The 20,576-nt window shown below is 42.3% G+C and carries 17 protein-coding genes; 12 read left to right on the top strand and 5 right to left on the bottom strand.

Going from position 1 to position 20,576, the window contains the following annotated elements; translation table 11 throughout:
• Positions 1-120 precede the first annotated feature (120 nt).
• Both FC83_RS13870 and pepF read right to left on the bottom strand, forming a co-directional pair.
• The gene (locus tag FC83_RS13870) at positions 121-459 is read right to left on the bottom strand and encodes a DUF960 family protein (protein ID WP_035452166.1); all 339 of its coding nucleotides are present in this window, start codon (positions 457-459) and stop codon (positions 121-123) included.
• A gap of 150 nt (positions 460-609) precedes the next feature.
• Complete coding sequence (pepF, locus tag FC83_RS13875; RefSeq protein ID WP_201782572.1) at positions 610-2,406, bottom strand: oligoendopeptidase F; 1,797 nt, start codon at positions 2,404-2,406, stop codon at positions 610-612.
• A 189-nt stretch (positions 2,407-2,595) separates the two neighbouring features.
• Here pepF and FC83_RS13880 point away from each other — a divergent pair, with 189 nt between their 5' ends.
• The 4 genes from FC83_RS13880 to nrdG all read left to right on the top strand — a co-directional run bounded on the left by FC83_RS13880 (position 2,596) and on the right by nrdG (position 7,973).
• Positions 2,596-3,720 carry an LCP family protein gene (locus FC83_RS13880; protein WP_081763048.1) on the top strand — a complete coding sequence of 375 codons (1,125 nt, stop codon included), beginning with the start codon at positions 2,596-2,598 and terminating at the stop codon, positions 3,718-3,720.
• A gap of 118 nt (positions 3,721-3,838) precedes the next feature.
• Complete coding sequence (locus FC83_RS13885) at positions 3,839-4,975, top strand: LCP family protein (RefSeq protein ID WP_082622599.1); 1,137 nt, start codon at positions 3,839-3,841, stop codon at positions 4,973-4,975.
• Positions 4,976-5,163: 188 nt separating this feature from the next.
• Entirely contained in the window at positions 5,164-7,368 is a 2,205-nt protein-coding gene (nrdD, locus tag FC83_RS13890; protein WP_035452164.1) for an anaerobic ribonucleoside-triphosphate reductase, read from the top strand.
• Between the two features lie 23 nt (positions 7,369-7,391).
• Complete coding sequence (gene nrdG, locus FC83_RS13895) at positions 7,392-7,973, top strand: anaerobic ribonucleoside-triphosphate reductase activating protein (protein WP_420805636.1); 582 nt, start codon at positions 7,392-7,394, stop codon at positions 7,971-7,973.
• Positions 7,974-8,100: 127 nt separating this feature from the next.
• Here the strand turns inward: nrdG and FC83_RS13900 are convergent, their stop codons facing one another.
• A complete protein-coding gene (locus FC83_RS13900; protein ID WP_057002899.1) occupies positions 8,101-8,973 on the bottom strand; it encodes a polysaccharide deacetylase family protein in 873 nt (290 codons plus the stop codon).
• A gap of 234 nt (positions 8,974-9,207) precedes the next feature.
• On the opposite strand from FC83_RS13900, the gene FC83_RS13905 reads away from it, so the two are divergent.
• From FC83_RS13905 to FC83_RS13925, 5 genes are all read left to right on the top strand, one after another.
• Positions 9,208-10,509, top strand: coding sequence for an MFS transporter (locus FC83_RS13905; protein ID WP_035452161.1), 1,302 nt, complete (start codon positions 9,208-9,210; stop codon positions 10,507-10,509).
• 64 nt (positions 10,510-10,573) lie between these two features.
• Positions 10,574-12,001, top strand: a complete 1,428-nt coding sequence (locus FC83_RS13910; protein WP_035452160.1) for a glycoside hydrolase family 32 protein — start codon at positions 10,574-10,576, stop codon at positions 11,999-12,001.
• 18 nt (positions 12,002-12,019) lie between these two features.
• Entirely contained in the window at positions 12,020-12,892 is an 873-nt protein-coding gene (gene scrK / locus FC83_RS13915) for a fructokinase ScrK (RefSeq protein WP_035452158.1), read from the top strand.
• Between the two features lie 141 nt (positions 12,893-13,033).
• Positions 13,034-14,011 (top strand): LacI family DNA-binding transcriptional regulator, encoded by a 978-nt coding sequence (locus FC83_RS13920; RefSeq protein WP_057002900.1) that lies wholly within the window; start codon positions 13,034-13,036, stop codon positions 14,009-14,011.
• A 13-nt stretch (positions 14,012-14,024) separates the two neighbouring features.
• Positions 14,025-15,830: a glycerophosphoryl diester phosphodiesterase membrane domain-containing protein gene (locus FC83_RS13925; RefSeq protein WP_035452156.1), complete on the top strand. Its 1,806-nt coding sequence runs from the start codon at positions 14,025-14,027 to the stop codon at positions 15,828-15,830.
• 59 nt (positions 15,831-15,889) lie between these two features.
• Here the strand turns inward: FC83_RS13925 and FC83_RS13930 are convergent, their stop codons facing one another.
• Positions 15,890-16,966 (bottom strand): sensor histidine kinase, encoded by a 1,077-nt coding sequence (locus FC83_RS13930; RefSeq protein ID WP_052004569.1) that lies wholly within the window; start codon positions 16,964-16,966, stop codon positions 15,890-15,892.
• 7 nt (positions 16,967-16,973) lie between these two features.
• Positions 16,974-17,648, bottom strand: a complete 675-nt coding sequence (locus tag FC83_RS13935) for a response regulator transcription factor (RefSeq protein ID WP_035452155.1) — start codon at positions 17,646-17,648, stop codon at positions 16,974-16,976.
• A gap of 127 nt (positions 17,649-17,775) precedes the next feature.
• On the opposite strand from FC83_RS13935, the gene FC83_RS13940 reads away from it, so the two are divergent.
• From FC83_RS13940 to FC83_RS13950, 3 genes are all read left to right on the top strand, one after another.
• On the top strand, positions 17,776-18,555 hold the full coding sequence (locus tag FC83_RS13940; RefSeq protein WP_156405611.1) for an ABC transporter ATP-binding protein: 780 nt from the start codon (positions 17,776-17,778) through the stop codon (positions 18,553-18,555).
• A complete protein-coding gene (locus tag FC83_RS13945; protein WP_057002902.1) occupies positions 18,533-19,909 on the top strand; it encodes an FtsX-like permease family protein in 1,377 nt (458 codons plus the stop codon). The genes FC83_RS13940 and FC83_RS13945 overlap by 23 nt, the downstream gene beginning before the upstream one ends.
• A 93-nt stretch (positions 19,910-20,002) precedes the next feature.
• Entirely contained in the window at positions 20,003-20,560 is a 558-nt protein-coding gene (locus tag FC83_RS13950) for a hypothetical protein (protein ID WP_057002903.1), read from the top strand.
• The last annotated feature ends 16 nt before the right edge of the window (positions 20,561-20,576 follow it).

Genomic DNA, 20,576 nt, shown 5'->3' on the forward strand with positions numbered 1-20,576 from the left:
GCTTTTTTAAATCGGACTGATCACCGCCGGCCCCAAAGGCCGTAGCCAAATGTTATGACGTTATGGTTCGAATGGCTCGCCCCTACGATAAAAAAAGCAACCACAAGGGGCTGCTTTACTTTAAGATAAAAGATTAGGGACTTCGTCAGGCAGACATAGTGTCCGAACCTGACGAGCATTCACTAAAACTAAAGTTTGCGGGAGAATGAAGTCATTGTTGATTAAGTCAACCGTCCAGTGGTCTTGATATTGAGGGCTATCTTGTTGAAAAGCGATCTCACATTGGCGTTGATTTTGTTGGATATGGAAATATTGGACTTCACTGGGCCGAATATTATCCACCCAAAGACTATCGACATATGACCAAATCATTTTTATGAAAAACCGCGGCGTTTCATAGCTAACTGCATCGGTGATGGCGCGCTGGGTTGGATTGGTAAATCTGGGACGTCTAATCATTGAAAGCCTCATTTCCTTGAACGTGACACGACTGAAATTAAGAATTGATATTAGCTTACCGAATTCAAGTACCACAAACAAGGGGAAACGGGCAATGTAACAAAACTGATAGATTCACATAATAAATGTAATCAAAATGAAACTAGATCCTTATTTACTTAATAATTTTTCTAATTCCGTTAAACGGGTTTCAAAAATAGCAAAGGCGTCTGTCAGATAATCTGCTTTGGTCATATCCACGCCAGCGGCTTGCATGGTTTCAATGGCATACTTGGAACTACCTGATTTGAGATAGGTCAAGTATTTATCTAAGGCTTTCGGAACGTTTTTGGTGATTTGATCACTTAAAAAGCTGGCGGCACCAAAGCCCGTGGCATATTGATAAACATAATAGTTCATATAAAAATGGGGAATCCGGGACCATTCCAAAACAATTTCCGGATCATTGGCCACATTGGGGCCATAATAACGGGCATTTAACTTGCCGTAATAATCAGACATGAATTCGGCAGTGAGGGGTTGACCCTTGGCGTCAGCCTCGTGGATGAAATGTTCAAATTCCGCAAATTGCGTCTGGCGGAAAATGGTGCCTTTAAAGCCGTCCAAATAGTAGTTTAAAATGTAAGCCCGAACGATAGGATCGGTTTGGGTTTTCAGCAAATATTCCGTTAAAATATTTTCGTTAGTTGTCGAAGCAATTTCAGCGACGAAGATAGGATAATCCCCATAAACGTAAGGCTGATTATGTCGGGTATACCAACTATGGACACTATGGCCGGTTTCATGGACTAAAGTGTATAAATTATTGACGTTATCCTGCCAATTTAAGAGCTCATAGGGCGGGGTATCGTAAGAGCCGCCAGAGTAAGCGCCAGAGCGTTTGCCGGCATTTTCTACCACATCGATATAACGATTATCAAAAATTTCGGTGACATGGGACAGATAATCTGGGCCTAAAACAGCTAAGGCTTTTTTAGCCTCTGCCTTGGCTTGGGCAAAGGTATAAGACAAAGGGGCTTGCCCAGTTAGCGGGGTATATAAATCATACATGTGTAATGTGTCCAGGCCCAATAAACGTTGGCGCAAAGCCACATAGCGGTGCAATAGATCTAAATGGGCATTAACTTCTTGGACCAGAGTATCGTAAACTACTTCCGGAATGTGATTGTTGGCTAAGGCTCTTTGCCGGGCGCTGTCATAGTGGTGGACCTTGGCAATGTAATTATGGGTCTTGACTTCACCAGCTAAGGTGGCTGCTAAGGTATTTTTAAACTGCCCATATACCTGGTACAATTTTTCAAAAGCTTCTTTGCGAACCGCGCGATTACTAGATTCAATCAGTGTGCCATAGACGCCGTTAGACAAGCGAACTTCTTGACCCTGGTCATCAGTGACCACTGGAAATTTTAAATCCGAATTGTTTAAAACGCTAAAGGTGGTGCTGGCGGTGTTAAAGGCATCCCCGGCAGCGGCAATTAAGGCTTCAGATTTTGGATCCAAAACGTGAGCTTTATTGGCCGTGATACTGGCGATAAAGTGGTGGTAGAGCTTTAATTTAGGATCAGCCAAATACTGGGTTAAAGTCGCTTCTGGGATGGCCAAAATTTCAGGATCTAAAAAGGCCACATTGGTGCTGACAGCCGTGGCCAAACTCGTGACTTGGGCTTGGTAGCCTTGATACTTAGCATTTTGTGTATCTTGGTCATTTTTTAAGCTGGCATATACATATACTTTTTCCAAATCTTGGAATAGGGCTAAAATTTTAGTAATACCCGTGTATAAACTAGCCGCGGATTGTCCCAACGTACCGGCGACAGCCGTAATTTGGGCATTGCGGGCTTGAACCGCTTTGAATTCGGCCTCAAAATCGGCGTCAGTTTTGAAAATTTTAGTCAAGTCCCAGGTTAAGGCTTCAGGGACTTCAGAGCGTTTTGGTAACTGTTTAATTTTTGCCATGGGAAAACCTCCTAAAAATGTTGAATTAATTCTATCATACTTTAAATGTGAATAATGTGAAGGAATTGTGACTGGAATTAGACTGGTTTTTATTGCCAAAATCAGCTACAATAAGCAAAGCTGTTTGATTTAAACGGCTTATTTTGTAATCGTACATAATTTTAAGGAGTTCGCATTCTTATGCCTAAACAACAACGGCAAAATAATAACCACGCTAGACGCGCCAATCACCCTTATTTTAAGATATTCTTATTAATTGTCTTGACCCTTGGCTTTGCTGCAGGCGCCTATGGTTTTCGGCTGTATGCGCAAGCTAAAGATGCGGTGGATGCTACTTTCCGTGGGGTAGATGGCCATAAAGTTTCCACGAATATTAAAGAGGGGAAACCTTTATCTATTCTATTATTAGGTGTGGATACAGGTGCTGAGGGCCGGATCGATAAGGGCAATTCAGATACTATGATTTTAGCCACCGTCAATAAAGATAAAGCCCAGACCCAACTGGTTAGTATTCCTCGGGATACCTTGGCTAAGATCGATCACAAATCATCTAATGAATTTGACATGCAAAAGATCAATGCTGCTTATAATTTAGGTGGCTCCACGTCAGCCATTAATTCCGTACAAAACTTAGTAAATACCCCCATTGATTACTATGTCACTATTGATATGGGGGCCTTGTCTAAAATTGTTGATGCGGTAGGCGGAGTCGATGTGGATGTGCCCTTTAGCTTTCAATATGATTGGCGCAACTTTAAAAAGGGCCCTATGCACTTAAACGGGGCCGAAGCTTTGGCTTATTCACGGATGCGCTATGATGACCCGGAAAATGATTACGGCCGTCAGAAACGGCAACAACAAGTGATCAAGGGTATTGTGAAATCAGCTATGTCCTTAAAGACTCTGGCTAATTTCGAGAAAATCATGGGCACTTTGTCCAAGAGTCTAGCTACCAATTTAACCTTTGATGACATGATGACTGTTTATCAGCAATACTCTGATGCCACCAAGCATATCAAGTCTGATCACCTTCAGGGCCGTAATGCCACCATTGACGGCAGTTCCTACCAAGTGGCTTCTACCAAAGAACTGCAACGAGTATCTAACAAGGCTCGCCGGAGTTTAGGGCTAACGGCTGAAACCATCGACAATGAGGAAACCAAGCAAAATAAGCTAAACAAAACCTTTTGGGCCAATTCAGAATATACCAATTATATTGTGTTCACACCAGATGATAACAGTGCTAGTTCTTATGAGGATAGCAGCAGTTATGATTCTGATAATACCAACTCAGATAGCTATTAAACAAACTCAAAAAGTCAAAACAGTGATGGGTTGACTTTTTTTATTTCGTATTTGACCGCAAAACCGATATAATGTGTAGCAGCAAGTCAAACCTGCATAATTTTAAGGAGTACTCTTTATGGCGAAACGTAACCACCAATTTTCCCACGCAAAAAAATCTAAACATTCTGTTTTAAAGATCGTGCTAATTGTTATTTTAGTACTGGTCGTTGCCGGCGGCGCCTATGCGTTTCGTCTCTATGCTCAAGCTAGAAGTGCTGTTGACAGCACGTATCACCCCGTAGCTGGGAAAAAGGCTTCTAAGAATATTCAAAATAAAAAGCCCTTATCCATATTATTGCTGGGGACTGATACCGGGGCTGAAGGCCGGATCGAAAAGGGCAATTCTGATACCATGATCGTGGCCACGGTGAATAATAGCAAGAAGCAGACCAATCTGGTCAGCATTCCCCGCGATACCATGGCTAAGATCTATCACAAAGATAGCAGCCAATTTGATATTGAAAAAATTAATTCTGCCTATTTCCAAGGCGGTTCTGAGGCAGCTATTAATACCGTGCAAAATTTAATTAATGTGCCCATTGATTATTACGTCACCATTAATATGGGGGCTTTGTCTAAAATTGTTGATGCCGTGGGCGGGGTCGATGTGGATGTACCCTTTAGTTTCCAGTATGATTGGCGTAACTTTAAAAAAGGCCCCATGCATTTAAATGGGGTGGAGGCACTGGCTTATTCACGGATGCGGTATCAAGACCCGGATTATGATTATGGCCGCCAGAAACGGCAACAACAGGTGATCAAGGGTATTGTGAAGTCAGCCATGTCTTTAAAGACCCTGGGTAACTTCGAAAAAATTATGAAAACTTTATCCGGCAGTGTGGCAACGAATATGTCTTTTGACGACATGGTCAGTATTTACCAAGAATATCATGCTGCCACTAAGACCATTAAAAGTGATCACCTCCAAGGCCGCAATGCCACCATTGACGGTAGTTCCTATCAAGTGGCCCCTACTGCGGAATTACAGCGAGTATCGGATAAATTGCGGCGCAGCCTAGGACTGGACACGGCAACCCTAGATAACGAAGAAACTAAACAAAATAAATTGAATTCGGATTATTTTGCCAATCCGGAATCTGAGGACTACACAGTGTTCACCCCTAACAGTGATACGCCAAACGTCACCACCTCTACTTCAGACACAGCGAACACGGATGATAGCACATCTGGGGATGATAACAGCGGTTATTAATTAACCACCATAGCTTGTTTTTCTAATCACAAGAAGAACAGGCTGTTTTTGCGGCATTGGAAAGGCTTGTAACACAATATATGGTGTTCAAAAGTAAAGATTTTTAAAACGCACACAATATATTGTTGAATTCAGCTAGTGTTCTGTTGTATGATTGTGACATAAGTTTTTAAGAGGAGCGTGCATGAATGTTAGAAACTAAAACGAATCAAACGAAAACACCAACTATTCAAGTTATTAAAAGAGATGGCCGCATTACCATCTTCGATGCCGAAAAAATTTCTAATGCCATTATTAAAGCAGCTAAACCAACCCAAGCTGAATTAAGTCCCATTGATTATCGCAATATTGAAGAGATCACTGCCACGATTGAAGGCGAGATTGAAGATCGGTTTACTAAAAACGTGAAGATCTATGAAATCCAAAACATTGTTGAACACAAGTTATTGGAGAACCACCAATATGATTGGGCTAAGAGTTATATCAATTATCGGACCCAAAAGGACTTCTCCCGTAATCAAGCCACAGATATTAATTTCACCATCCAAAAATTGTTACATAAGGATGCCACTGTGGTTAATGAAAATGCCAACAAAGATAGCGAAGTATTCAATACCCAACGGGATTTAACAGCCGGGACCGTGGCTAAGGCCATTGGCTTGAAGATGTTACCGGCCAAAGTTGCCAATGCCCATTTGAAAGGGGATATTCACTGGCATGATTTGGACTACCAACCATACAGTCCCATGACCAACTGCTGCTTGATCGATTTTAAAGAGATGCTGACCCATGGCTTTAAGATTGGGAATGCCGAGGTTGAACCACCACATTCTATTCAAACAGCCACAGCGCAAATGTCGCAAATCATTGCCAACGTGGCTTCCAGTCAATATGGTGGCTGCTCCGCCGATCGGGTGGATGAGTTACTAGCACCTTTTGCCCAAAAGAATTATAACAAGCATTTGGCCGATGCCCACGACTGGATCGATTCGGTGGATAAGCAACAAGCCTTTGCCAAAGCAAAAACTAAAAAAGATATTTTCGATGCCATGCAGGCTTTGGAATATGAAATCAACACCTTATATTCTTCCCAAGGGCAAACCCCATTTACCACATTGGGCTTTGGTTTGGGGACGAACTGGATGGAACGGGAAATTCAAAAGTCTATTTTGAAGATTCGTATCCAAGGTTTAGGCAAGGAACACCGTACTGCTATTTTTCCAAAATTAGTGTTCACCATCAAACGGGGTTTGAACTTAAATCCGGGGGATCCTAATTACGACGTGAAACAATTAGCCTTAGAATGTGCCACCAAGCGCATGTATCCAGACGTTTTGATGTATGATAAGATCGTTGAATTAACTGGCTCCTTTAAAGCACCCATGGGTTGCCGCAGCTTCTTACAGGGCTGGAAAGATGCCCAAGGTAAAGAAGTGAACTCTGGTCGGATGAACTTAGGGGTTGTCACCTTAAACTTGCCAAGGATCGCTTTGGAATCTCAAGGGGATATGGACAAGTTCTGGGAAACCTTAGACGAACGCTTGGCAATTTGTAAAGAAGCCTTGGTCTTTAAGGTGAACCGTGCCAAACAAGCTTTGCCAGAAAATGCCCCAATTCTGTATCAATTTGGTGCCTTTGGCGAACGTTTGAAACGTGGCGAGAGTGTAGACGAATTGTTCAAGAATGGTCGGGCGACCGTTTCTCTAGGCTATATCGGGTTGTATGAGGTAGGAACGGTTTTCTTTGGCCCAAATTGGGAAAAGAATCCAGAAGCCAAAGCCTTTACCATTCAAGTGGTGAAAGATTTATATAAACATTGTAAAGACTGGGAAGATGAATATGGCTATCACTTTAGTGTTTACGCCACACCTTCTGAAAGTTTGACCGATACATTCTGCCGGGCTGATACCAAGAAATTTGGCAAGATCAAAGATATCACGGACAAAGAATATTACACCAATAGTTTCCACTATGATGTTCGTAAAGCCCCAACACCTTTTGAAAAACTAGATTTTGAAAAGGACTATCCAAAATATAGTGCCGGTGGTTTCATCCATTATTGCGAATATCCAAACTTAAAACAAAATCCAAGAGCGCTGGAAGCGGTCTGGGATTATGCCTATGACCGGGTGGGGTATTTAGGTACCAACACGCCAATTGATCAATGTTTCAAGTGTGGTTACAAAGGTGAGTTCAAAGCTACTGAAAAGGGCTTTGAATGCCCAGAATGTGGCAACCATGATCCCGCATCTTGTGACGTGGTTAAGCGGACTTGTGGCTACCTAGGCAATCCTTTGGCGCGGCCAATGGTCCACGGTCGTCACGAAGAAATTATTCATCGTGTGAAGCACATGACCTTAGGCAATGACCAAAACGACATTGCTAGACAATAATTTACGGTAAAGGAATGTCAATATTGGATAAAACACAACAATTACCAAAGAATCCTGCACCCCAAGAATGGCTGGCCCAAGATTTAAGTCAAAATTATGTGGCTAGCTATAAACCTTTTAACTTTGTGGATGGGGAGGGCGTTCGCTGCAGTCTGTATGTCAGTGGCTGTAAGTTCAGCTGTCCGGGCTGTTACAATAAAATCGCCCAGAATTTTCATTATGGCCAGCCTTATACCAAGGAACTGGAAGATGAAATCATTCAGGATTTAAGTCATTCCTATGTCCAAGGCTTAACTTTGTTGGGTGGCGAACCCTTCTTGAATACCACGGTTTGCTTGCAACTCAGCAAACGGATTCGGGCTGAATTTGGCCATGATAAGGATATTTGGAGTTGGACTGGGTATACTTGGGATGAACTGATGCAAGAAAGTGCCGATAAACTGGAATTACTTAGTTATTTGGATATTCTGGTGGATGGTCGTTTCTTGTTGGCCCAAAAAGACTTGACCCTCCAATTCCGGGGCAGTGCCAATCAACGGATCATCAATGTCCCCGCATCCCTTGCCCAAAAGCAAGTTGTCTTATGGGATAAATTGATTAAATAAACAATTATTAATGCCTAGCAGGCTAGTTCAGTTTTCTTGCTAGGCATTTTTATATGAAAAAATCCCTCGCAAAAGTGTATTTCAAGCTTCTACGAGGGATTACTTTGATAAAAATGATTTTAAGCTGTTAACCATGTTCCAAGAGGTTCTGATAATCTTGTAAGCTAATGTTGGGATTGATCCGGACGCGGTTTAATGACAATAAGCCTTCACCGCTGTTGGCCAAACCTTCATGGGTGGTGACCCCTAACTTGTAGCCAGCCTGTTGGGCTAAACCAGCGGTATTGGGGCCCATTTTACCCACTGGAAAGGAGATGGCGATGGTGTCTTGTTGTAAATTGCTGTCTAAGTTTTGTTTGGAATCCACTAATTCTCTTGTTTGGGTAGCGTCGTCTAATTGATCCAGCTCATGGTGAGAAACGGTGTGACTTTGAATGGCAATATTATTGGTCTTCAAAGTTTTAAGTTGATCCAAGTCTAAGGAATTTGGATTGGCCTGATAGCCTGTGATGTCAAAAATGGTGGCGTTGATACCTAATTCGCTAAAAATCGGCAAGCCCACCTCATAATTATTACGATAGCCATCATCTAAGGTGATCCAAACAATTTTATCAGCCGGTTTTTTATTGGTCGTTAACACCAAGTAAGCTTCTTCAGGGGTTAAGGTGTAGTAATCGTTATCTTTTAACCACTGCAACTGTTGTTTAAATTGATCCGGTGGCATCATCAAAGAATTACCCACCGCCAAAGAATGATACATTAATACCGGGAAGCTGATGGGGCCGACTGCGGGCAGCCAGTTTTTGGTAGGATCTGCCGCGGTTGCGGGTGTTTCTGTCGGTGGGACTGATTTGTTGGTGACACTTGTTTCAGAAGTATTGGTGACTGCGGCTTGACTGTTAGTGCTGCCAGTTTTAGCCCCGTGGTTGGCCTGACAACCCGTTAAAATTAAAAGGAGTGTTAAAACGATAAAACCCATTTTTAGATAAATTTTCTTCATGATTTTCTTCCATTCCCCAAATATGATTAACTCTATAATAGCCGCAAAGCTAAATTGTAGTCAATTTATTTTGCCCTAACTTACAAAATAGTAAGGAAAGCGGTTGCTAGGCAGAGATGACAACCGGTTGACATAGTCGAATAAATAAAATATAATACAGGAAAGCGCTTTTACAGCACAATATGACAACCGGTTAACATATTGTGCCATTCAAATTACAAAGGCGGAAAAATAATGGAAAAACAGCACAAGCTTTTAACAATGTTAAAAAATCCCTCTTATCTTCAAAGCTCCTTGACCCTGCTATTATTCTTTGCATCCTGGGGTATTTGGTGGTCTTTCTTTCAGCTTTGGCTGACCTCAGCCAATAATGGGCTGCACCTTTCTGGAAGCGCTGTCGGGACAGTTTATTCAGCCAATTCCTTGGTAACGCTAATTTTGATGTTTGTTTATGGCACGTTGCAGGATAAATTGATGATCAAGCGTTGGTTATTGATTTTCTGTGCCGTGATCGCCACGTTAACAGGGCCTTTTGTTATTTACGTTTATGGGCCACTCTTGAAAACAAATTTTACCTTGGGTATTGTGGTGGGTGCGATCGTGTTATCCGCTGGTTTTCTGGCGTCAGCCGGAATTTTTGAAGCAGTATCTGAACGTTTTAGTCGGCGCTTCAATTTTGAATACGGTCAGGCCCGGGCTTGGGGTTCTTTTGGCTATGCGGTAGTGGCGTTGATCGCCGGTTTCTTATTTGTGATTAATCCTAATTTGAACTTTTGGGGTGGGTCATTCTTTGGTTTATTGTTATTATTGAACTTATTATTTTGGAAACCCAAAGCTGAACGAACAGCCGATCACCAAGATGCCCAGGCCACCCAAACGGGTCAGACCCCGTCTTTAAAAGACATGGTCCATTTGTTGAAATTACCTGAGTTATGGGTGATCATTATTTTTATTATGTTCACTTGGACCTTTTATACTGTGTTTGATCAACAAATGTTCCCAGATTTTTATACCAAATTATTTGCTTCGCCTGAACTAGGACAGCATATGTATGGCACCTTGAACTCAATTCAAGTTTTTTTTGAAGCGATTATGATGGCGGTCGTTCCTTTGATCATGCGTAAGATTGGTGTTCGTAAAACCTTATTATTAGGGGTAGGCGTCATGTGCTTTCGGATTGGGGCTTGCGGATTTGCCACAAATCCCGCGGCAGTCTCTATGATCAAAATGTTACATGCGTTAGAAGTGCCGTTGTTTTGTTTACCGATGTTCCGTTATTTCACATTACATTTTGACACCAAATTATCAGCTTCTTTATACATGATTGGTTTTCAAGTAGCAGCGCAAGTGGGGCAAGTTATTTTATCCACACCGCTGGGAACGTTACGGGATCATATTGGCTATAGCAGTACTTTTCGGGTTATTTCCCTAACGGTATTGGTGGCTGGCGTTTTCGCCTTCTTTGTTTTGAAAAAAGACGACAAGGATGTTCGCGGGGAGCCGTTGGTTCAAGCTAAGAAACTTGATTTCAATTAAATCTTTTACGAGTAAAATGTCAACCGGTTAATATAACCACTGCATCTAGAAAGGATGACTATATTTGCAAACGACACCAGTCAATACTCAAAATACACCTTATCGCTTAGGTTATCATATTGCCGCACCCACTGGCTGGATCAATGATCCCAACGGGTTTTGTTACTTCAAAGGTTATTATCATATTTTTTATCAGCATTACCCCGATGCACCCAAATGGGGACCCATGCATTGGGGCCATGCCCGCAGTAAGGATTTAAGCCATTGGGAGACCTTACCGATTGCTCTAACACCTGGTGACCCCGAAGATAAAGATGGCTGTTTTTCTGGCAGTGCCATTGTCAAAGATGACAAGCTTTATTTAATTTATACAGGCCATCATTATTATGATGGTGACGATAATCCTGATCATTTCTGGGAGAATCAAAATATGGCCTATAGCGAAGATGGCATTCACTTTACCAAGTATGCCCATAATCCAATCATTGGCAAAATGCCAGCTGATAATACGCAACATTTTCGCGATCCCAAGGTGTGGCAACATGGACAAGCCTATTATCTAATTTTAGGCAGTCAAGGCCAAGATGAATTAGGGCGGGTGATTTTATACCGTTCGACAGACTTAGTGAATTGGACGTATTTAGGACCGATTGCCAAATCCCAAGGGGCCAAACAACAGGGTTATATGTGGGAATGTCCGGATTTCTTCCATTTAGACGGGCAAGACGTGCTGTTGTTTTCTCCTCAAGGAATTGAAGCGGACACTGACAAATACTTAAATCTGTTTCAAACCGGTTATTTTACAGGCACATTTAATGCTGCTACCGATCATTTTGAACATGGTGACTTTCAAGAACTAGACCAAGGCCATGACTTTTATGCCACCCAAACCACCTTGACCCCGGATGGCCGGCGCATTGTATTTGGCTGGATGGCCATGTGGGAAAGCACCATGCCGGAAACGGCAGAAGGCTGGGCCGGCGCTTTGACCCTACCTCGAGAATTACATTGTAAAGATGGGCACTTATATATGACGCCGGTCCAAGAACTAACCAATTTACGGACCAAGCATATTCAATCGGCGCGCCAACGTCTCAGTGGCCCCACCAAATTAACCCAAGGTAATTCCCAAGAAATTAATCTCACGGCAACCTTAAAAAATACTGGGGCAAAACAATTCAATTTCAAATTACAGGGGGCACAATCCCAGGATTTCGTGAATTTGAACTATGATGTCACCACCGGGATATTAAAATTAACCCGTAGTGACCGAAATGACGCCCGTTATGCTACAATAAAAGCTAATGAAAATTTAGAATTGCAGGTCTACGTTGATGCCAGCTCACTAGAAATTTTTATCAATCAGGGGACAGCTGTTTTCACAGAACGGTATTATATTCAAGACACGCCCGCGCTATGGGTGGCTTGTGATACAGCGGTCACCATCCAAAGTGACATTTATGAACTAGATCCGCAAGCAATTACTTTTTAAATCTAGGAGTGAGAAGAAATGTTGATTGGCAGTATTGAAGCCGGTGGCACCAAGTTTGTATGTGCGGTGGGCAATGAAGACTATCAGGTTCAAGATAAGATCAGTTTTCCCACGACGACACCAGATGAAACTTTGGCGAAGACGCGGGATTATTTTAAACAATTCCAATTAGACGCGTTAGGTGTGGCCAGTTTTGGCCCCATTGAAATCCGCAAGAGTTCACCCAAGTATGGCTATGTGACCAATACCCCGAAAGCTGGGTGGCGGGACACCAATTTTATTGGCCAATTGAAACGGACCATCAATGTACCCATGGCTTGGACCACGGATGTAAATGGCTCGGCTTACGGGGAATATGTTATGGCCAACTTGGCCAATGAAAAACTGGACTCCCTGGTTTATTACACCATTGGGACTGGCGTGGGGGCCGGGGCAGTCATTGACGGCAATTTCTTAGGCAGTGCCGGTCATCCGGAAATGGGCCATACTTTTGTAAAACGTCATCCCGATGATTTGCAATTTAAAGGTGTTTGTCCCTTTCATGGGGATTGTTTGGAAGGCTTGGTTTCAGGTCCAACCTTTGAAGCGCGACTAGGTCAAAAAGGTGAAACTGTGCCTGCAGATCATCCAGTTTGGGATATCATGGCTTATTACATTGCTCAAGCAGCGCTTCAAGCGACCTTGATTATTCGCCCGGATAAGATTGTTTTCGGTGGCGGGGTGGTCAGCCCAGCACTGTTAGAAAAAGTTCGGCAACAATTTACCACGTTATTAAATGACTACATTGAATTACCGCCACTATCCCAATATTTAGTACGCCCAGTGGTGGCCAATAATGGTTCTGCGACCTTGGGTAATTTTGCTTTAGGTTATAAAGAATTGACCCGTTAAATCAGAATTTTTAAAAGTTAACCTCTTCCTGGCTTAAGAGCCAGGAAGGGGCTAACTTTTTCTTTTGTCGGGCAGTGCTGTATAATTTTGGTATTAGCGTTAAATTAATGATCCTGGTGGACAGGATAGGAGGACAGCGCCATGACACCTAAACTTGAAGATGTGGCCAAATTAGCAGCGGTATCTAAGACGACGGTTTCTAGAGTGCTGAATAATCGGGGTTATTTGAGTCAAAAGACGATTGATAAAGTTCATGCGGCTATGGCCCAGTTGGATTATCACCCTAACGTGGTCGCCCGGCAGTTATATAAAAATCAAACCAATCTAATTGGCATATTACTGCCGTCGGTGGCCAACCCTTTTTTTGGAGAATTAACGGATACTTTAGAGCGCCTGTTGTATCAAGCAGGGTATAAAGTATTGATTGGTAATTCCATGAATGATCCCCAAAAAGAAGCCGCTTATTTGAATCAATTATTGAGCCGCCAAGTCGATGGCTTGATCGTGGGGACTCATAATCAGCACATTCAGGCCTACCAAAATCCGGGATTGCCGGTGGTGGCCATTGATCGGGTGATGAATGAAGATATTCCCGTAATTGCTTCTGATAACTATCAAGGCGGGCAACTGGCCACGACGCATTTGATTGACCGAGGTGCTAAAAAAATCATTCATACCAATGGCCCTGAGGATTTAAAAACGCCCGCCCAACGGCGCCGTAGTGCTTATGAAACCACCATGGTGGCCCATGGTTTGACGCCAATCACTTATACGGTGGATTTTAACATTGCGCCATCAGCTAAGAAGGCGGTTTTTCGGCAAATTTTTCAAGAACATCCCGATGTGGAGGCAGTTTTTGCAGCCAATGATGTGGACGCAGCCTTGATTCAACAAGTTGCAGGGGAATTTGGCCGCCAAGTGCCACAGGATTTAATGATCGTGGGGTATGATGGGACCAATTTGATGCGGGAGGTTTTACCCAATTTAACTACCATTGTGCAGCCGATTGAAGCTATGTCCAAAATGGCGCTGCAGGTGTTGACCCAGCGGATAAATAAAGAACCAACTGAAAAGGAATACATTTTGCCCGTCAAATTGTGGCCAGGACAAACAGGATAGGGGAGTAAACAAAATGACAATATGGCGTTTTTACACTCATAATGCTCGGGAATTTTTCCGGCACTGGGGCACGTATATTATTTTAATTGGTGGCACCAACTTATTCATTAGTACCCTGTTGATCCCAATTTTTACAAATTTAGCCCAATTGATTGTGGCCATGGGGCACGTGTCTTATTTATCCTACACGAACTTTTTACAGGTAATGACCCAAAAACCGCTAACTGTTTTATTATTGGCTTTGTTGTTGATCGTGATGATGTTGGCAGTTTATTGGCAGTTTGCCTTTACAATTATTGGTCTTCAAGCAATTTACCATGATCAACGCCAACCGTTTTGGCAACACGTGAAGGCCAGCTTCATTAGTTTTAAAAACTTACGGCCCTTATCGGTTTTGTTACTGTTGGGGTATTTTATCGTTATTTTACCCTTTGGGCACATTATTTTCAGTTCCCGGTTATTGGATAAAATTCAAATCCCAGATTTCATTGTGACTTTTATTACGACTAAGCCATTATTGTCCGCCATCTTGCTCACAATCTATGTGGTTATCTTATATTTTGCGGTGCGGTTAATTACCTTCGTGCCCATTTTAGTGACCCAAAAAATAAGTGCTAAAAAAGCCCTGCAGCAAAGCTGGCGGGTGACTAAACACCGTTTTTGGGGTGTCGTGTTTCGGGTCGCATTGGTCAATATCATGAATTTGATCGTGGCTTATGGCATTGAGTTGGGAATCTATTTACTACAGCATTACTTTGATGTTTCCGTTCAAAAATGGGCGCTGACGGCGGGAATTATCAATTTAGGGATTGTGCAATTGGTCTTTGAATTGTTAGCTGTTTGCAATACCATGATGTTATTACGGGTGGCCATTCAATTAGCTGAAGAGGCGCAGTTGATCCCAGCAGTGACGGTACAAAAGACCTTGGTGATCCGCCATCGTATTTGGCGGCGGGTTTTTGCCGTACTGATCCTCTTAGGTTTTGCGGGGACTTATAGTTTATACAATTATGTTTATTTAAAAGGGATGACGCGCAACGCACCTTTAGTCATCAGCCACCGGGGTGTGGATGATGGCAACGGCGTACAAAACACTATCCCTGCTTTACAAAAAACCAGTAAGGAACACCCAGATATGGTGGAGATGGATATCCATGAAACCAAAGATAATCAATTTATTGTCATGCACGATGAAAATTTACAGGACCTAACGGGTGTCAACGCGAAGCCTAGAGATTTGACCCTAGCCCAGCTTACCAAGCTCACTGCTCGGGAAAATGGGCAGGCGGCCAAGGTGGCTAGCTTTGATGACTACCTCAGTGCTGCTGAAAAATTACATCAGAAATTATTAGTTGAAATTAAAACGACGAAACAAGACAGTCCCAATATGCTCAATAATTTTATCCAAAAATACGAAAAGCGCCTACTAGCTGATAAAGATCAGATTCATTCATTGGATTATAACGTGGTGGCTGGCTTAAAGAAAAAAGCGCCGAAGTTATTTGTCAGCTATATTATGCCTTATAATCTAATTTTCCCAAGGACTAAGGCCAATGCCTATACCATGGAGATGTCTACGGTGGATGCTGATTTTGTTACGCAGGCCAGCGCGGCTAAACAAAAGACCTATGCTTGGACAGTTGATGATGAAAATAGTATGCAGAAAATGTTATTTCTAAATGTGGATGGTATTATCAGTGACGATGTGACGACCTTACAACAAGTGATTAAAGCTAACCTGGATCATCCTAGCTATGCCAAGCAAATCCTACAATTCAATTCGAATTTACCAAGCTTTGGCAGTGCGCCGGAAAATTAAGACCAATCAAAAAAAGTACATCCGATTTTAAATTGAATTTAAAGTCAGGACGTACTTTTTTAGTCGTTAAAACGCTGAGGATTGTGGACTTTTAAAGTTTTTTCACCCAGTTGCTCATTGTAATAATTTAAAGCCGGAAAACTAATGGTAAAGGTACTGCCAGCACCGACTTTTGAAGTCACGCTTAAATGGTGCCCCAGTTTATCACTCAAACGCTGAGCTAAGTATAAACCTAGGCCAGTGGCGTGTTGATTGGCTAGGCGACCATTGGTACCGGTAAAACCTTTATCGAAAATACGGGTCAGGTCTTCTTGGGGGATACCCACACCATTATCTTGGATATCTAAATAAACGGCGCCGTGATCTTGGCGAATGGTCAAGGCAATATTACCGCCATCTGGGGTGTATTTTAAGGCATTGGATAACAGCTGATTGAGAATATAAGTGAGCCATTTTTCATCGGTCAAGACCACAGCATCGGCATCGGAAACATTCAAATGAATGTGTTTTTGAAAGAAGTAGTCCATATTTTCCTTGACCACGGCCACCACAATGGCCCGGAGATGATATTCCCGCAATAAATAGTCATTGGCAAAGTTTTCCAGGCGGGAATAATACAAGATTTGATCCACATAATGGTTGATTTGCTGCCATTCCTGGTTCAGTTGCTGTTTGGCTTGGGGTGGGATTGGCAAGTTCCCGCTATCTAGCAATAACTTCGTGGCCGCCATGGGGACTTTAATGTCATGGACCCAGCTTTCCACAAATTCTTGTTGATCTTGTTCTTTAGAAATCAGGGCATCTAGTTGTTGGTGGTGATAGCTGAGCAATTGATTGATATGGGCCTGCATAAAACGCTGGCCATGATTTTGTGCCCCCTTTAAGGGGATATCCAGGGCATTTTGGCCCAGATCAAGGTGATTGCGCAGGCTGGCATACCAGCGATTTCGATAAAAATAGACCAGGATCAAAAAAATAATGTATAACACTGTTAACAATACATCCACATACAACAAGTAGCTGATGGGGATGGGGGAGTTGGGGATGAGCCATAGACTAATATCTAAGAGCAGTAAACCAATGATCCAAAAGATGGTATGGGGAATATGGTCCAGTAAATAATCTTTAATTGTCATAGGCACCTCAAGGAATTAAATAACCTTGACCAATTTTGGTCTGAATATAATTATCAATACCGGCATTTTCAATTTTGCGGCGAAGGCGATTAATGTTGACGGTTAGCGTATTATCATCGACAAAGCGCTCGTCCTCCCAGAGGTCGCGCAAAAGTTCTTCACGGCTGACAATTTGGCCATGGCGACGCATGAGATACTGTAACAGTCGATATTCATTTTTGGATAGGTCCACAACCTCGTCATTAATTTTGGCGGAACCGCTTTGCAAATCTAAAACTACACCGTTATGGTCAATCAAATTTTGGGCATCTTCTTGGTAATCATAAGTACGCCGCAATAAGGCATTAATTTTAGCCACTAAAACTTCCATGGCAAAGGGCTTACTGACAAAGTCATCCCCACCCATATTCATGGCCATGATCATATCCATGCTGGTGTTACGGGAAGAAATGAAAATAATCGGAACTTTTGAGACTTCCCGAATTTTTTGGGTCCAGTGATAGCCATCATAAACGGGTAAATTAATGTCCATTAGGACCAAGCTAGGTTTGGTATCTATAAAAATTTTTAAAGTATCATTAAAATTTTGAACTTGAATCGGTTCGAATTGCCATTTTACTAAGTTATCAGCAATCAATTGGCTGATGGTGGTATCATCTTCGACAATCATAATTTTAAACATGTTTTCACCTCAATAATAGAGTACAGACAAGTTAGGGATTTGACAAGTTTTCAAAAATATTGGGCTTAAGTCGCTATGTTCCCAAATTAAAATTTGCTATCATGAGATAGCGAGTACAAGGGAGGCAATTTGTTTGATATTGACCGCGACACATTTATCCAAAATATATGGGACAACTTTGAATTTAACCAAGGCCCTACAAAACGTGTCTTTAAACGTTGGTACGGGAGAATTCTTAGGGATCATGGGGCCTTCAGGTGCCGGTAAGAGCACATTATTGAATATATTATCCACCTTAGATCAACCCACCAGTGGCCAAGTCTGGATTGGCGATCAAGATATCAGTCAATTGCGAGGCCAGCAATTGGCCAGTTTTCGCCGCAAAGAGCTGGGATTTATCTTCCAAGATTTTAACTTATTAGAGGCTTTAACGGTGGAGGAAAATATTATCTTACCTTTGACCTTTAATAAAACCCCGGCACAGCAAGTTAACGCGGAACTAAGTCGCGTCACCACGGTGTTAAATTTAACACAATTATTGCAACGTTATCCCGCGGAATTATCCGTGGGGCAACGCCAGCGGGTAGCCGCTGCTCGGGCTTTGGTGGTCAAACCTAAAATTTTATTTGCCGATGAGCCAACGGGCAGTCTGGATTCATATTCAGCGACGGAATTATTGCAATATTTACAACTCCTGAACCAAAGTAGCCAAATGGCCATTGTCATGGTGACTCATGATGCTTTTACGGCTAGTTTTTGTAAACGGATATTGTTTATCAAAGATGGCCAGATATTTTCAGAGATTGTCCGCAAAAATAGTCGACAGGAATTTTTTGACCGCATTATGGATATGCAGGCCACGATTGGTGGTGGAGGTAAGACCAATGCTTTACAATCTGGCAGTTAAGAATTTCAAACGTTATCGGGTGATCCATGGGATTCAGATTAGCATCGGCGCCCTGGCTGTGATGATCATGTTTGATTTCTCATTGATGGGTGCAGATGCCAAATTGATGCAGGTCATTGGCAATACCATCCTCAGTCGCAGTTTTTTATTTCTATTTACGCTAGTGGTAGCTGGCTTATTGATCCTTTTTAGCACGTATTGGAATCGGCTTTTAATGCGCCAGCGTTATCAAGAAATTGGCCAACTTGCCTTGATGGGGATGCCAACCTTAAAAATTCTATTGGCGTTTGCCATTGAATTTTTGTTGAGTCAAATTATTGCCCTAGGGATCGGCTTATGTCTAGGCTTGTTGTTTTATAAATTATTAGTGATGATCTTGCTAAAAGTCAGTTACGTCAATTTCGCCATTGGGTTTTATTTTAATTGGCGGGCGCTTTTGCCGGTGATCCTCTTGATTCCAATTTTACAGGTAATTTTGTTTTTAAATAACTTAATTACGATCAAACGTCTCTCCTTGTTGCGCTTATTAAAGCCCAAGCGACCTAACGTCCCAGAAATCCTGCCGTTATGGCAATTGCAATTGTTGAGCTTATTGGTTCTAGGTTTATTGCTGGGTGGGGCCCAAGGGTTCGTCAATTTATTTTCAGTTGACGACTTTTTAGCCCAACAGTTGAACATTTCTTTAGTAGCTGGTTTATGCTTGGCGATATTGTTGTTAAGTATCGCTTGGATTTTGGGCTTGATGGGCTTGTGGCGGATTGTTATTCCCACGGTTATTTTGTGTTTACGGCGCTTTAAAAAACTATATTTTATTCAACAACGGATATTCACAATTTCTGAAATAAGTCGTTGGAGTTTTCGCAATGTGAAATCTTTGACAGGGATCACCTTGCTGTTGGGCTTGGCTTTTACATTTCTAGGCATGGGGGCGCTGGTTTCCCGTTATGGGCTAAATACGATTGATAATTATACACCTTACAGTTTGTTAGCCACGGCCAATAAACAGGTTGAGATTGATCAGATTTTAAAACGAGACAAAGTGGTCGCACAGGTCCAACCCATTTTTCAGACGAAAATTTTGCCCGTCAATTATAATTTGGATACGGTGGTGGGCCATAATTATCGTAGTAACGCCGATCCTAGCATGGTGATGACCCAGGCGACTTATAATCGCTTTGCCCGCTATCGGGGGCTTAAAACTTTAAAGCTCAAGCCTAATCAAGCTGGCATCATTATGCCAGTGACGAGCATTTTAAAGGCTGCGAGCAAAAAAGATATCGCTGCCCAAAAACCGGTGGTGCAAGTCGGCACCTACGCCCAATTAAAATTGCAGATCACTTCGATCACCAATTAATTTCCCTTGGGAGAAAATGCGGCATTTCAGATAGCGATTATCGTTAACCCCCAGGATTATGCTAAACTTAATGAAGGGCTTAGCCAAAATTATGTGGCCTATGATATTTTTGAACCTTTAAGTAACAAAACTTTGCTGAGTATTGAGAAGTTAAACCAAGATGCCTATATTCATTTATCCGCAGGCCATTTAGTCCATCGGGGTCAAGGTACGGCCAAAGAAAGAACTTTTGTCCAAGAACAAGTCTTTGTCCGGCAGCTGCAAAAGGCGCACATTCAAAAACTAATTGGTTTTGGTATGTTCATCGGGGTATTAGTGAGTTTAGTAGTCGTGGTGGCCATGGGCGCCATTTTAATGTTAAAGCGCTTGATGGTGGCTGCTGAACTCCACGACGATTACCAGACGTTAATTAAAATTGGGCGCAACCCAACTGATTTGCGCCACAGTATTATTTGGGCCCATATTTTCATTTTCGCATCGTTATTACTACTGGGGTTGTTGCAAGCCTTAATTGTAGCGAACACTTTCCGCTTATTGGTGAACAATCCGAATTTCCAATTACTCTACTTGGTCACCGGTATTTGTATTTTAATTTATGGTTTGATCGGCGCCTTGACCACAGCCATCTATCTGCGTGCAGTCGATCTTTAAAAATTGTAGAAAAGAG

The organism is Agrilactobacillus composti DSM 18527 = JCM 14202 (genome assembly GCF_001436375.1).
GTDB lineage: Bacteria > Bacillota > Bacilli > Lactobacillales > Lactobacillaceae > Agrilactobacillus > Agrilactobacillus composti.

Excerpts from the sequence above, each read along its gene's own strand:
- FC83_RS13870 (WP_035452166.1), bottom strand. The coding sequence starts at position 459 with ATGATTAGACGTCCCAGATTTACCAATCCAACCCAGCGCGCCATCACC.
- FC83_RS13880 (WP_081763048.1), top strand. The coding sequence starts at position 2,596 with ATGCCTAAACAACAACGGCAAAATAATAACCACGCTAGACGCGCCAAT.
- FC83_RS13885 (WP_082622599.1), top strand. The coding sequence starts at position 3,839 with ATGGCGAAACGTAACCACCAATTTTCCCACGCAAAAAAATCTAAACAT.
- nrdD (WP_035452164.1), top strand. The coding sequence starts at position 5,164 with ATGTTAGAAACTAAAACGAATCAAACGAAAACACCAACTATTCAAGTT.
- FC83_RS13900 (WP_057002899.1), bottom strand. The coding sequence starts at position 8,973 with ATGAAGAAAATTTATCTAAAAATGGGTTTTATCGTTTTAACACTCCTT.
- FC83_RS13905 (WP_035452161.1), top strand. The coding sequence starts at position 9,208 with ATGGAAAAACAGCACAAGCTTTTAACAATGTTAAAAAATCCCTCTTAT.
- scrK (WP_035452158.1), top strand. The coding sequence starts at position 12,020 with ATGTTGATTGGCAGTATTGAAGCCGGTGGCACCAAGTTTGTATGTGCG.
- FC83_RS13920 (WP_057002900.1), top strand. The coding sequence starts at position 13,034 with ATGACACCTAAACTTGAAGATGTGGCCAAATTAGCAGCGGTATCTAAG.
- FC83_RS13925 (WP_035452156.1), top strand. The coding sequence starts at position 14,025 with ATGACAATATGGCGTTTTTACACTCATAATGCTCGGGAATTTTTCCGG.
- FC83_RS13930 (WP_052004569.1), bottom strand. The coding sequence starts at position 16,966 with ATGACAATTAAAGATTATTTACTGGACCATATTCCCCATACCATCTTT.
- FC83_RS13935 (WP_035452155.1), bottom strand. The coding sequence starts at position 17,648 with ATGTTTAAAATTATGATTGTCGAAGATGATACCACCATCAGCCAATTG.
- FC83_RS13945 (WP_057002902.1), top strand. The coding sequence starts at position 18,533 with ATGCTTTACAATCTGGCAGTTAAGAATTTCAAACGTTATCGGGTGATC.